The sequence below is a fragment of the Vicinamibacteria bacterium genome (assembly GCA_035620555.1).
GTDB lineage: Bacteria > Acidobacteriota > Vicinamibacteria > Marinacidobacterales > SMYC01 > DASPGQ01.
The window spans coordinates 1-12,108 of the sequence record DASPGQ010000576.1 but is presented as its reverse complement, the minus strand read 5'-3'; the positions used below and the strand labels follow the sequence as shown (position 1 = coordinate 12,108).

The 12,108-nt window shown below is 62.1% G+C and carries 13 protein-coding genes; 11 read left to right on the top strand and 2 right to left on the bottom strand.

Going from position 1 to position 12,108, the window contains the following annotated elements:
* Together VEK15_23420 and VEK15_23415 are read left to right on the top strand one after the other, a co-directional pair.
* Positions 1-789 (top strand): radical SAM protein (locus tag VEK15_23420; GenBank protein HXV63670.1); only part of this gene is annotated, 789 nt, incomplete at its 5' end.
* 45 nt (positions 790-834) lie between these two features.
* Entirely contained in the window at positions 835-2,616 is a 1,782-nt protein-coding gene (locus tag VEK15_23415) for a hypothetical protein (GenBank protein HXV63669.1), read from the top strand.
* Between the two features lie 26 nt (positions 2,617-2,642).
* Here the strand turns inward: VEK15_23415 and VEK15_23410 are convergent, their stop codons facing one another.
* On the bottom strand, positions 2,643-3,083 hold the full coding sequence (locus tag VEK15_23410; GenBank protein ID HXV63668.1) for a hypothetical protein: 441 nt from the start codon (positions 3,081-3,083) through the stop codon (positions 2,643-2,645).
* Positions 3,084-3,350: 267 nt separating this feature from the next.
* On the opposite strand from VEK15_23410, the gene VEK15_23405 reads away from it, so the two are divergent.
* From VEK15_23405 to VEK15_23395, 3 genes are read left to right on the top strand one after another with little or no spacing between them, the layout of a single operon-like run.
* Entirely contained in the window at positions 3,351-3,884 is a 534-nt protein-coding gene (locus tag VEK15_23405; GenBank protein HXV63667.1) for a hypothetical protein, read from the top strand.
* Positions 3,885-3,893: 9 nt separating this feature from the next.
* Complete coding sequence (locus tag VEK15_23400) at positions 3,894-4,637, top strand: YIP1 family protein (GenBank protein ID HXV63666.1); 744 nt, start codon at positions 3,894-3,896, stop codon at positions 4,635-4,637.
* The gene (locus VEK15_23395) at positions 4,634-5,011 is read left to right on the top strand and encodes a DUF2752 domain-containing protein (GenBank protein ID HXV63665.1); all 378 of its coding nucleotides are present in this window, start codon (positions 4,634-4,636) and stop codon (positions 5,009-5,011) included. Before VEK15_23400 ends, VEK15_23395 begins: the two co-directional genes overlap by 4 nt.
* Before the next feature lie 7 nt (positions 5,012-5,018).
* Here the strand turns inward: VEK15_23395 and VEK15_23390 are convergent, their stop codons facing one another.
* Positions 5,019-6,329 carry a PQQ-binding-like beta-propeller repeat protein gene (locus VEK15_23390; protein ID HXV63664.1) on the bottom strand — a complete coding sequence of 437 codons (1,311 nt, stop codon included), beginning with the start codon at positions 6,327-6,329 and terminating at the stop codon, positions 5,019-5,021.
* Positions 6,330-6,451: 122 nt separating this feature from the next.
* Here VEK15_23390 and VEK15_23385 point away from each other — a divergent pair, with 122 nt between their 5' ends.
* The 6 genes from VEK15_23385 to VEK15_23360 all read left to right on the top strand — a co-directional run.
* Positions 6,452-7,615: an acyl-CoA dehydrogenase family protein gene (locus VEK15_23385; GenBank protein HXV63663.1), complete on the top strand. Its 1,164-nt coding sequence runs from the start codon at positions 6,452-6,454 to the stop codon at positions 7,613-7,615.
* A 141-nt stretch (positions 7,616-7,756) separates the two neighbouring features.
* The gene (locus VEK15_23380; protein ID HXV63662.1) at positions 7,757-8,932 is read left to right on the top strand and encodes a CaiB/BaiF CoA-transferase family protein; all 1,176 of its coding nucleotides are present in this window, start codon (positions 7,757-7,759) and stop codon (positions 8,930-8,932) included.
* 2 nt (positions 8,933-8,934) lie between these two features.
* A complete protein-coding gene (locus tag VEK15_23375; protein ID HXV63661.1) occupies positions 8,935-9,420 on the top strand; it encodes a MaoC family dehydratase in 486 nt (161 codons plus the stop codon).
* 104 nt (positions 9,421-9,524) lie between these two features.
* Positions 9,525-10,403, top strand: a complete 879-nt coding sequence (locus VEK15_23370) for a xanthine dehydrogenase family protein subunit M (GenBank protein HXV63660.1) — start codon at positions 9,525-9,527, stop codon at positions 10,401-10,403.
* Complete coding sequence (locus VEK15_23365) at positions 10,400-10,885, top strand: (2Fe-2S)-binding protein (GenBank protein ID HXV63659.1); 486 nt, start codon at positions 10,400-10,402, stop codon at positions 10,883-10,885. Before VEK15_23370 ends, VEK15_23365 begins: the two co-directional genes overlap by 4 nt.
* Positions 10,878-12,108: molybdopterin cofactor-binding domain-containing protein (locus tag VEK15_23360; protein ID HXV63658.1), on the top strand; the 1,231-nt coding region annotated here is incomplete at its 3' end. The genes VEK15_23365 and VEK15_23360, both read left to right, overlap by 8 nt.

Here is a 12,108-nt window from a genome sequence, read left to right as displayed (position 1 = left end):
GAGACCCGGATCTTTTCCAAACCCATGGCAGCCGAGCTCCTCCGTGCCGAGCTCGAGAGTCCGCGATATCGGGTCACCCCCATCGCCCTCGGGGCGAATACCGATCCCTATCAGCCGGTGGAGAAGGAGCTTCGGATCACGCGCGCAATTCTTTCGGTCCTTTCCGAGTACGAGCACCCGGTGGGGATCGTAACCAAGTCTCAGCTGGTACTGCGGGACATCGATCTGCTGTCGCCCATGGCGGCGCGGCGGCTCGCCAACGTGTTCGTTTCCATTACGACTCTCGATCCGGATCTGGCGAGCCGGATGGAGCCGCGTGCCGCGCGGCCGGAGAAAAGACTCGAGACGATCCGTCGCCTTCGAGAGCAGGGGATTCCGACGGGAGTGCTGGCCTCTCCGATGATCCCGGCGCTCAACGACTCGGAGTTGGAAAACATCTTGAAGGAGTCCGCCGCCGCCGGGGCTCAGTCTGCGGGCTACATCCTGTTGAGGCTGCCGCACGAGCTGAAGGACCTGTTCCGCGAGTGGCTCGAGGCTCACTACCAAACGAAGGCCTCCCACGTGCTCAACCTGGTGCGGGAGACTCGAGGCGGAGCGCTGTACCAGTCCGAGTTCGGCACGAGGATGCGTGGCAAGGGTGTCTACGCAGACTTGTTGGAACAACGGTTTCTCGCGGCGTCACGAAAGTACGGTCTCCACCGGAGGCTTCCTCCGCTCGACACGGGCCGCTTTCGCCGCCCGTCTCGGGGCGCCGCTCAAATGGACCTGTTCCGCGACGAAGGCGGTTAGCCTTCCTTCGCCGGACTCTCTTCATCTGCGTTATATTCGTCAGCCATGGCAATCGATTCGAGACGGCGAAAGAAGAATCTCGTCGCCCAATGGGCGTTCGATACGAGCCCTATCCTGGGACGCTTCCACCTCTGGCTCGAGGACGTCGACGTCGAGCTATCGCGCATCGATGACGGCAAGACGCGATTCTCGTTCCTTCCCTCACGCCTGGAGGCGATGATGGCCATGACCGCGGCCGTCACCGCGCTGGGCACGAAGCTGTTCGGGCGCTTCGGTGAAGGGAGCGGGCTCGACAAGGTGGGTCTCAATCAGGTCAAGAAAGACGCCGACGCGATCTCCGCCTACGCGATGAGCGAGGCCCTCTGGTATGCGACGAGGCAGCTTCCCGAGAACCACGCGGTGATGGTCTCGCTGGGCGAAGGTCTGATGCCCAAGCTCGGCGAAACGCCGGAGATGGGATCGAACCCTCAACTAGGATTCGGTCGCGTTTACGCCCGGCCGCAGGTTGCGAAATGGGTGGACGCGCGGGTGACGCGTTTGATCAACGAACGCGGCTACGTCTTCGAAGAGTTCTACGACGAGGCAAAATCGGCGGGCATCACGATCTGGGGTGCGGCAATCGACACGCTCGAGAACACCTCCCGTTTCGCCAAGGGGGAGCAAACCGGTCCCCTAACCGTGCTTCATCTCTTCGACCAGCCCTTGCAGATCAGCCGGCCCTACGAAGGTTACGTGGGGAATCTGCTGCTTCCCAAGGACGTCGCCGAAACGGCGGCCGAGCGGTCGGTGCTCATCGATTACCGTTGCCACCGCGAGCGCGTGGTGGAGGCCATCGAGTGGACGTATCCGGGGATTCGCCGCGAGAACATTCACGTCTGGACTCTCGGAGGAGCGAGTCGCGAAAAGCGTCTCGGCCCCCTCTGGCGCCAGTGGCGTGATGCCGGAGCACACCTGGTCGAGGACGGATGGAAGCTTCCCTCGGGGCTTTCGGTTTTCAACGATTCGGGAAGCTACGCCCCCACCTATCACATCAGAGCGTGGCGAGACGAGGCGAGTCAGTGGCACGTGTTCTTGTGTGACGGCTACGCCGGCTCGGCCGAGGCGATGCAGGCGGCGAGTCTCGCGCCGGTGCTGGAGCTGGAAGCGTCTCTATCGGTGCTCACGTCGAAGTTCGTGCTCTCGTCCGACAAGGAATGGAAGGTCATGGCTCTCTCTCCCGAGGCGAGCGACTTCGAAGACCGGCTGAAGGAGCTCGCGGGCACGAGTTATGACGATGGGCTGGCCAAACTATATCGAGAAGCCATGCGCGCCGCACGGGATGCGGGAATGCCGGTCGACAGGTCCGTCGTCTCGGCCGACGACTTTTTTCCCGAGAGACGCTGGCGGGTGCTTGCGGCCTGCGGATACATTTGCCGTGATCCGTACAGCGGAGCGGAGGCAGTCGAGGAACTGGGTAAGGGACTCTACCGGGTGACCACGGCCCTGGCGACCCGCAAGGGCCGCAAGACGATTCGGTTCACGCTGCGAATGTTGGAGAACCCGGACCGGGCACGGCTGGTGTTCAATCCGCTCCTCGTCCGCTTCCTTCAGGGAGAGAATTTTCGCGAGAGGCCGGTACGCATCTCGGATTCCGGCCGGGTACGAAACGAGCTCCAGACCCTGTGCTCCGAGGCTCTCGACTACGAAGGATCTACGATCCGCATCGATTTCGCTCGAATTCGACCCGAAGTCATTTCCAGGGAGCACCAGGCAAAGCTTCGCGAGATTTTGGACTGGTACAAAGAGGAACATCCCGTTTGGTTTCGCTGGCTCGAAATCGCCAGCTAACCCCTCCGTTCCGAGAACGCCGAGCTCTACTCCATGGGAACTTCTCTCAGCGGAATGTCCCAATGGGCATCCAGAATCTCGAAGCGGCGGGCCTCTTCCTCGCGGAATTTCGCGAAATCGGGGTAGAGGCGCCGGGCGATGGCCTCTTCGCTCGACGGCGCCAGAAACTGCTCGTCGCTCTTGAACACCAGCTCGGTGGCGAAAGTCCAGTCGGCGCGGCCGTCGCCATGAAACTGAGGAACGTAGGCTTTGAAACCCACCAGGCGCTCACCCATTTGTTCTTTCAGAACCGGGTAGTGATTCTTCTTGAAGAGCTCCAGAAACTCGTCCTGGTGTCCCCATTTCACGCGGTAGAAATACCACGCCGCTCGCTCGCCACCAGGCGCCTGCGCGCGAACCGCAGGTAATGTGGCGCCCAATGTGACGCCCAGGATGAATGACAACACGATGGAAACGCCCTTGGTCATAGCTTCTCTCCTTTGTACGTGCTTCAGAAATGCAACGACATTTCGATGCGCGCGTTGGTCTTTTACTACACATTGCGTCCACGTTTCGCCGGAAGTTGTTCTCAGCAAGGACGGCGCTTTACTGGCACCCATCTTGCTTTACTTGAAGAAGACGGCGCCCAAAGACTTATTCCAACCGATTTGATTCATTGAGTTGCTCAACCCGAGCGACTCGACCCCGCCATCGTTAGAACGCTTCAAGCTCGTTTCAGCGAAAGGGGGCTCGCCATGCCACACGTCGCCCGTGTTGGTCTCGCCGGCACGATCTTCGTTCTGTTGACCTTCGCAGTCGAGGCGGAGGAGAAGAAAACCGCAGTTTTGCCAAGAAGCATATACCTCCCGATCGAGTTCGACTTGTGCGAGCATCTTCACGATGCGGTTCTCTACGAGGGAACCGAAGCGGTCAGCTCTCTTCCGGTGAAGCGTATATTTCAGTTCACCTACTATCCGACTCTCGAGCGGATCGAGCCAATCCGTACGGATATCGAGATCGTTGGAATCAAGGACGACGGCGAACGTTTCATGGGAAAGCTCGCCGTCACCCCTTGGGGTGTCTTCACCGCCAAGGAAAAGGTCGAGCTCGACATGGGCGAGCTGGAATCGAAGCTGCGCCACAAGATCGACGTCCGATACGATACGATGACGCTGAGGTTCCGATGCGAGGACCGCTGCCAAAGAGGCATGGTTCAATCGGATGAGGACGAGAACGAGAAGGAACCCTCGGTCGAGAAACCCCGGGAAAACCGATCTTCGAGTTGGTAGAATCACCGGGTGAGCACCCCCACGCCTCCCGTTCCCCCGTCCCCCTACGAACCTCCGAGAGCGAGCGGTGGTGCTCTCCCGCCAGGAGGGGATGAGAGCCCGCGGCTACCCTGGGAGGAGCGGGAACGTCTCGGCGTCGTCGAAGCTCTAATAGAGACGATTCGACTTCTGGTGACCGATCCTTCGAACGCCTTCGCCCGATTGCGCCGAGACGAAGATCTGACCAGCCCCATCCTCTTCGCAATCATTCTCGGCTGGCTTGCCGGCTTCCTCAACCAGTTGTGGTCGTTTCTCTTCGCCAGCACTTACCGCAGCCTGCTCGGAGGGCTCGAGGGGTGGGAGGGTCTCTTTGGAGAGCCGTCCGTCGTCGGCCTCGTCGCAACCCTGGTCGTCTTGCCGATTATCATCGTCGTGGGGCTCTTCATCTCATCCGGCATCATGCATCTCTGCTTGTTGATGGTGGGCGCCACGGACCAATCCTCCGCAGGTTTCGAGGGAACCCTGAAAGTCTACGCTTACTCCCAGGTGGCCGGTCTGGCGACCGTCGTTCCCGTATTCGGCTCTCTGGTGTACGGCATCTGGGCGCTGGTATTGAGCGTCATCGGATATGCGATCGTGCATCGGACGACGCAAGGTAAAGCCCTCCTCGCCGTGCTGATACCCGTGCTGTTGTGCTGCGCCTGCGCGATTCTGGTCTTGTTGCTGTTCGGTGCCGTGCTGAGCGGCATTCTGGCAGGAGCGAGCCAGCTGTGAGTCGATCGCTCGCCTACCTCTGGGGAGGCGTGTCGCTCGCGCTCATCCTGCTCTCACCCTGGGGAGCCGCCCTGGCCGAGGCGCTGTGGCCATGCACGTTCAAGAGCCTGACGGGTTTGCCTTGTCCGACTTGCGGAACCGCTCGCGCGGCGCTCGCTCTGGCCCGGCTCGACTTTCTCGAAGCGCTGACCCGCTATCCGCTGGCGGCAATCGGATGGATGGGCTTTCTCGGCGGGGGGGTCGCGGCGGCGGCGATGACGCTCGCCGGCCGAACGCCTCCCGCGCTCCCTGACCAAATCCCGTTGTCGACGAGGCTCGCCTTCGTCACCGCATTGGTCGTCAATTGGATGTACTCGATCGCGACCGGCGTCTAGCTCGCGTCTATTTTTTCCCGATAGCAAAGACGTGGTGGTCGGTGCGAACGAAGATCGTCTGACCCGAGATTGCGGGGGAAGCGAGCGTCCTTTCTTCGATCGGGTTTCTCGCGAGAAGCTCGGGGCGGGGGCCGGCTCTCAAGACAAAGGCGTCACCCGCTTCGTCGAGGAAGAACACCTTTCCGTCCCCTGCCACTGGCGACGCGGTGAATGCGGCACCGAGCCGCTTCCGCCAAACGGTCTTGCCGCTTTCGGGGTCGACGGCCGAGACGACCCCGCGCTCGGTGGCCATGTACAACAGGCCGTCATATAAGAGGAGGGAAGAGACGTAGGGCGCGCTCGTGGGGACGTGCCAGAGAACGTGGGTCTTGGAGACGTCGCCGCGCCCGCCGAGACGGATGGCCGAATAGGGCCCGCTCGAGTAGCCGCGGCTCGCGTATAAGACGCCCTCTCGGTGGACCGGGATTGGAATCGCGAGGGTCACGGGCTCGCCCGCGTGCCAGAGCGATTTCCCATCCATGAGATCGTACGATTCGATGCGGTCGCTGCCGTTCACGATGAGCTCGTCGCCGCCCGGGCCACGAACGACCAGGGGCGTGGTGTAGGACCGAATTCCCTCGCCGCGCTCGACGCGCCAAATCTCTTCGCCGGTGCTCTTGTTCAATGCGACCAGGTACGCAGCTCGCGGATGGTCGCAAAGCAAGTAGATCCGATCGCGATAGAGCGCGGGGGAGCTGCCGTGGCCCCACAACACGTCGAACGGACCGTACTGCCGGGCAAAGTCTTTTTCCCATCGGAGATTTCCCCTCAGATCGAGCGCCAACACCTGGCCCGTACCCATCCAGGCGAACACCGATTCGCCGTCGGTCACGACGCTCGGGCTTGCGAGGTTGTGCTTCGGGTGTACGGCGGGAAGAGCGTTCTTGTCGCCCGCGTCCAGCCGGTGCTCCCAAACCGTGTGCCCGTCGCGACGATCCAGGGCTCGCACGACGAGCGTGACGCGCAAGGTTGGCACCACGTCGGCGCGGGGCGCCACCGCTTCGGGGAATTCGGCTCCTCGGCCATCGATGGGTCCCGAGCCCAGCTGGAGGGTTACGAACACCAGCTCGTCCTGGACAATCGGCGAAGACGTTCCCCGGCCGGGAAGGGAGGCCTTCCAAAGGATGTTCAGAGTGGAGCTCCAGTGCAGGGGGAGGTTCTTTTCGGGTGAAACGCCGTCCGCCGTGGGTCCGCGCCATTGAGGCCAGTTCTCACCCGCCGCCGCACTGGCCCAGAGCGTGAGCAGGATGCCGATCCAGGTCTCGAGTGAGTGCTTCAACGCTCGGTCTCGCGGGACCACTCTAGCAGTTAAAAGAAGTCGATAAAAAAGTACAGCCCAGCCCCCCCGAGCGGGGCTCTGAGTATTTTCGATGGCCAGGGGTGCTATAGTCGCGGTCCTCGATGGACTTTCGTCTGACTCCCGAGCAGGAGCAGATCCGGCAATCGGTGCGCGAGCTTTGCTCGAGCTTTCCCGGAGAGTACTGGCAGAAGCTCGACCGCGAGCTCGGCTATCCCACCGCGTTCGTTCACGCCCTCACCGAGGCGGGTTTTCTCGCCGCGCTGATTCCCGAGGCCTATGGTGGAACCGGGCTCGGCGTTCTCGAAGCCAGCTTGATTCTCGAGGAGATCAACCGTTCGCCCGGCAACTCCAGCGTCTGCCATGCGCAGATGTACATCCTGGGTACGCTTCTCCGACACGGATCGGAAGAGCAGAAGCGACGTTTCCTGCCGCCGATCGCCCGGGGTGAATTGAGGCTTCAGGCATTCGGGATCACCGAGCCGACGACGGGCTCGGATACGACCAAGCTCCAGACTCTCGCACGTCGCAAGGGAGATCGCTATGTCGTCAACGGGCAGAAAGTCTTTACGTCGAGAACGGAACATTCGGACCTCATGCTCTTGCTCGTCAGGACCACGCCGGCCGTCCAGGTAACGAAGAAAACCGACGGCCTATCGGTTCTGCTGGTCGATCTGCGCGAAGCGGTCGGACATGGCATCACCGTGCGACCCATTCGGACGATGATGAACCATCATTCTTGTGAGCTCTTCATCGAGGATCTCGAGGTGCCAGCCGAAAACCTCGTTGGCGACGAGGGACGAGGCTTTCGATACATTCTCGACGGTTTGAACGTCGAGAGAATTCTCATCGCCGCCGAGTGCATCGGCGACGCGCGATTCTTCCTGGACCGGGCGACGGCCTATGCCAGGGATCGGGTCGTCTTCGGGCGGCCCATCGGTCAGAATCAGGGCATCCAGTTCCCGCTGGCACGGGCCTACGCGCATACAGAGGCTGCGGACCTCGTGCGCTTCCGCGCGGCGGAGCGCTTCGATCGGGGTGAGCCCGTCGGCGCCGAGGCGAACCTGGCGAAGCTGCTGGCGGCCGATGCCTCCTGGGAAGCGGGAAACGCCGCACTCCAGACGTTCGGGGGCTTCGGCTTTGCCGCAGAGTACGATGTCGAGCGCAAGCTTCGCGAGACCCGCCTGTATCAGGTCGCGCCGATATCGACGAATTTGATACTGACTTATCTCGCGGAAAAGGTATTGCACCTTCCGAAGTCATACTAGCAGCGGGGTGTGATGAAAATGTACGGCCCAGCCTGCCGAGCGGTGGCCAAGACTTCTGCCGCGAGATCGGCGCGCAGCGCCGCAAAGGCCGAGCCGTGGCGGCCGGACGATCGCGGGTCCCGCCACGGCATTGAGCAGTGAATGCTGCCGCTCGAAGACATACTGGTCGTTTCCGTCGAGCAGGCGGTTGCCGGGCCGCTCGCCACGCGCCATCTCGCCGATCTGGGCGCTCGGGTGATCAAGATCGAGCGTCCGGGGACGGGCGACTTCGCGCGACACTACGACGACGCGGTGCACGGTCTCTCGAGCCATTTTGTGTGGCTGAATCGCTCCAAGGAATCGCTCGGCGTCGACCTCAAGAGCGAGGAGGGCAAGCGGATCCTGGAGAAGCTCGTCGCCCGATCGGACATCTTCCTCGAGAACCTCGGACCGGACGCCATCGAGCGACTGGGATTCTCCGCCAAGCACCTGCGGATGCAGCATCCGCGGCTGATCACCTGTGAGATCTCCGGTTACGGCTCTTCGGGTCCCTTTCGGCATCGCAAGGCCTACGATCTCCTCATTCAGGCGGAATCGGGACTCCTTTCCATCACCGGGACAGAAGCCTCACCGGCCCGGGTCGGGATTTCCGTGGCGGACATCGCCGCCGGCATCTACGCTTACTCCGGCATTTTGACCGCGCTCTTGAAGCGCCAGAAGACCGATGAGGGGAGTCACGTCGAGGTCTCGCTTCTCGAAGCCCTGGGCGAATGGATGGGCTACCCGGTGTACTATTCCGGCTACCGCGGGATGGAGCTTCGCCGCGCCGGAACCCATCACGCGACGATCGCCCCTTACGGCGACGTCCCTACCGACGACGGTCTCGTGTTCATCGGAATCCAGAATGACGCGGAGTGGAGGCGCTTCTGCGACAAGGTGCTCGGTCAGCCCGAGCTCGAAGGCGACACGCGGTTCGCGACGAATCGCTCGCGGGTGGAGCATCGGGAGCGTCTTCTCGAGATCATCGGAGGGGTGTTTTCCTCGATGACCACGGCCGAGGCCTTGGAGCGTCTCGCCGAAGCTGACATCGCCCATGCCCAGGTCAACTCCGTCCTGGACTTCATCGCCCACCCTCAGCTTGCGGCCCGCAATCGATGGCGCGACATCGACTCGCCCGTAGGTAAGTTATCGGCCTTGCTGCCCCCGGCCGCGATCGAGGGCGTGGAGCCGAGGATGGGTCGCGTACCCGACCTGGGCGAGCACAGCGGCCCGATCCTTTCCGAGCTGGGCTACGACGATGCGGCCATCGGGAGACTCCGGGAGGAAGGGATCATATAGAAATGGCGGTCAAGCCAGGCTGGACGGGGCGGCTGTACGAGGACTTCGAGATCGGCGATGTCTACGAGCACCCGCTCGGGCGGACGGTGCTTCCCGTCGACAATAGCTGGTTCACGCTCCTGACTCAGAATACGAACCCCATTCATTTCGACCATCACTATGCCTCTCAAACCGAGTTCGGAAAGCCGCTCGTGGATTCGACGTTCACGCTGGCGCTGGTGACGGGGCAATCCGTCACCGATCTCTCACAGAACGTGTTGGCCAATCTCGGATGGGACGAAGTTCGGCTCCCTAATCCGGTGTTCGAGGGCGACACCATCTATTCCAGGAGCGAGGTGCTGTCGAAGCGGGAGTCGAAGTCACGCCCCAACGTGGGAATCGTGCGGGTCAAGACCACCGGATACAATCAGGATGGCAAGACGGTCATCGAGTTCGAGCGCACGTTCATGGTGTACAGGCGCGGCCACTCTCCCCGCACGAGACGTTAGCGTTGACGCGGCCATTCCCGTCGTATTAAAAAGCATGTCGCGAGCGCGATAGCTTTTACCTCGGAATCGCGCTACACCTCTGGTTCAGCCTAAGGAGGAGCGCCGTGATACCTGCCAGTTTCGAGTTCATCCGCCCGACGACCCTTGCCGAGGCTCTGGCCCTTCTGGAAAAGAATCCCGATGCCAAGATCCTCGCAGGCGGACATAGCCTCATACCGATGATGCGCTTTCGGGTGGCGACCCCCTCGATGCTCATCGACTTGAATCAGATCGGGAGCCTGTCCCACTTACAGGAGAACGGAGATTCCCTGCGCATCGGCGCCATGACTCGGGAGGCGGTCGTCGAGCGTTCGGACATCGTAAAGAAGAGGTATCCGCTTCTCTTCGACACGGCCCGGGTCGTCGCCGACCCCATCGTTCGAAACCTCGCGACCATCGGGGGCAACCTCGCGCACGCCGATCCGGCAAACGACCACCCGGCGACGGTGCTCGCCTACAAAGCGCAGCTCGTTGCCACGAGTCCTCGAGGCGAGCGGGTCATCGCCGCCGCGGACTTCTTCAAAGACGCGTTCACCACGGCGCTTTCGGACGACGAGATCCTGACCGAGATTCGAATTCCAAAGCCCTCGGGCCGGAGCGGTGGCGCTTACTTCAAGCTGGAGCGAAAGGTGGGCGACTATGCAACGGCGGCGGTCGCCGCGCAGATCGCACTGGACGGGAACGGGCGCGTCGTGAGTGCCGGAATCGGGCTCACGAACGTCGGCCTCACACCGATCCAGGCCACCGCGGCCGAGGAATCATTGAAGGGCAAGTCGCTCGACGATGGGGCCGTCAAAGAGGCGGCGAAGCTGGCCTCCGAAGCGGCGGAGCCGATCGAGGATCATCGCGGGTCGGAAGAGTACAAACGTCATCTCGTGCGCACGCTCACGAACCGGGCGTTGAACAAAGCGAAGCAAAGGGCGGAAGGAGGGGGTGCGGCATGAGTCGCCATAGCATCAAGCTGAAGCTGAACGGTGAGGAACGGGAAAGCGAGGTCGAGTCGCGGCTCCTTCTCGTTCATTTCATCCGCGAGGAGCTCAATCTGACGGGAACCCACATCGGGTGTGACACGACGTCGTGCGGCGCCTGCACGGTCCTCCTGAACGGCACGCCGGTGAAGAGCTGCACCGTCTTCGCCGTGCAAGCGGCCGGAGCCGAGATCACCACGGTCGAGGGACTGGCAACCAATGGAAATCTCCATCCGATCCAGGAAGGGTTCATGAGCGAGCACGGTTTACAGTGCGGCTTTTGCACCCCGGGGATGATGATGACGTCGTCGGCCCTTCTGAGGGACAACGCCGACCCGACGGAAGAAGAGATCCGCTGGGCGATCTCGGGAAACCTATGCCGATGTACGGGTTATGTGAACATCGTGAAAGCGGTTCGCTACGCCGCCGAGAAGATGAAGGAGGGTGGAAATGGCTGAATGTCGCGGACTCGGGCACTCCGTTCGCCGAAAAGAAGACCCTCGGTTCATCCAGGGGAAAGGGCGATATATCGACGACATCAAGCTTCCGGGGATGCTGTATCTCGACATCGTTCGCAGTCCCTACGCCCACGCGAAGATCCTCGAGATCAAGGCTGAAAAGGCGCTCGCGACGCCAGGAGTCGCCGCCGTCGTAACCGGCAAGGACCTCGAGAAGTACAACCTCGCGTGGATGCCGACGCTCATGAGCGACAAGCAGATGGTTCTTCCCGTCGACACGGTCAAATATCAGGCGCAGGAAGTCGCCGCGGTCGTGGCGACCAGCCGCTATGCCGCGGCCGACGGTGTCGCCGCCGTCGAGGTGGACTACGAGCCGCTTCCCGTCGTGGTCGATCCATTCAAGGCCCTCGAGCCGGGCGCGACCAAGGTCCGCGACGACAAGGAATCCAATCACATCTGGCATTGGGAGGCGGGTGACAAGGAGGCCACCGACCGGGCCTTCCAGCGGGCCGACGTCGTCGTCAAGCAGAAGCTGCACATCCCGCGAATCCACGTCGCTTCGATCGAGACCTGTGGCTGCGTGGCGAGCTGGGATCCGGTCGAGGGGAAACTCACCCTCTACATGACGACTCAGGCGCCCCACGCGATCCGCACCGTGGTGGCGCTCGTCACCGGCCATCTCGGCCTCTCCGAGGAGCGAATCCGCGTCATCTCTCCCGATATCGGTGGCGGTTTCGGGGGGAAGGTTCCGGTGTATCCAGGCTACGTTCTCGCGGTCGCGGCCTCGGTTCTGACCGGCAAACCGGTCAAGTGGATCGAGGACCGTTCGGAGAATCTTCAGGCGGATTCCTTCGCTCGGGACTACCACATCGATGCCGAGCTCGCGGGAAGGAAGGACGGAACACTGACGGCCCTGCGTATCAAGACCCTTGCCGATCATGGATACACCGACGCCGCGGCGAACCCGTCCAAGTTTCCCGCCGGCTTGTTCCACATCTGTACCGGCTCGTACGACTTCGAGGCCGCGCACGTCGAGGTGGACGGCGTCTACACCAACAAGCCGCCGGGCGGCATCGCCTACCGTTGTTCGTTCCGGGTGACCGAAGCCGTCCATACGATCGAGCGCATGGCCGACGTCTTCGCCAACGAGATCGGCATGGATCCCGCGGAGCTTCGCCGCAAGAACTTCATCAAGCCCGAGCAATTTCCTTACACGTCGGCTC